Origin of the sequence: Amycolatopsis panacis (genome assembly GCF_003600245.1) — a bacterium.
GTDB lineage: Bacteria > Actinomycetota > Actinomycetes > Mycobacteriales > Pseudonocardiaceae > Amycolatopsis > Amycolatopsis sulphurea.
The window spans coordinates 1-872 of sequence record NZ_QZFV01000047.1 but is presented as its reverse complement, the minus strand read 5'-3'; the positions used below and the strand labels follow the sequence as shown (position 1 = coordinate 872).

Genomic DNA, 872 nt, shown 5'->3' with positions numbered 1-872 from the left:
CGAGATCGCACCGTCGACCTACTACGCCGCCAGGACCCGTCCCGAGTCCGCCCGCGCGGCATCCGACCGGGTGCTGGCCGAGAAGATCGAGCGGGTGCACGAGGACAACTACAGCGTCTACGGGGCCCGCAAGGTCTGGGCCGAGCTGAACCGTCACGGCGTGGAGGTGGCCCGGTGCACGGTTGAGCGGCTCATGCGCGAGACCGGGCTGCGTGGGCTGCTGCGGGACAAGTCTCCGCGCACCACCAGACCGGCCGCCGAGACCGGGCGGCCGGGTGACCTGGTTGAACGCGACTTCACCGCCGCCGGACCGAACCAGTTGTGGGTCGCGGACCTGACCTACGTCCGCACCGCCGGCGGCTGGGTCTACGCCGCGTTCATCCTGGACGTGTTCTCCCGCCTGATCGTCGGCTGGCAGGTCGCCACCAGCCTCTACACCGACCTCGCCCTGGACGCCCTGCAGATGGCGATCTGGCGCCGCCAGGCCGATCACGCCGACCTGACCGGCCTGGTCCACCACAGCGACCGCGGAGTGCAATACCGGGCCATCCGCTACACCCAGCGCCTCGCCGACGCCGGCGCGGTCGCATCCGTTGGCAGCAAAGGAGATTCCTACGACAACGCGATGGCAGAGGCGTTCAACTCGTTGTACAAGGCCGAACTCATCCGCAACAAAGGTCCCTGGCAGGGCCTGGACGACCTGGAAATCGCGACCGTGGAGTACATCGACTGGTACAACAACCGGCGCCTGCACGGCGAGCTCGGACACGTCCCACCCGCCGAGTACGAAGCACTACACGCGATGACCCACCCGGTCACCGCAACCCTGGAAACCAACTAATCCAGTCTCCATCAAACCCGGGGCTTGACAC

General features: G+C 67.5%; 1 protein-coding gene. It reads left to right on the top strand.

Going from position 1 to position 872, the window contains the following annotated elements; genetic code table 11:
• Positions 1-841, top strand: an 841-nt coding sequence (locus D5S19_RS03860; protein ID WP_120021956.1) for an IS3 family transposase, incomplete at its 5' end; no start/stop codon positions are given.
• Positions 842-872 lie beyond the last annotated feature (31 nt).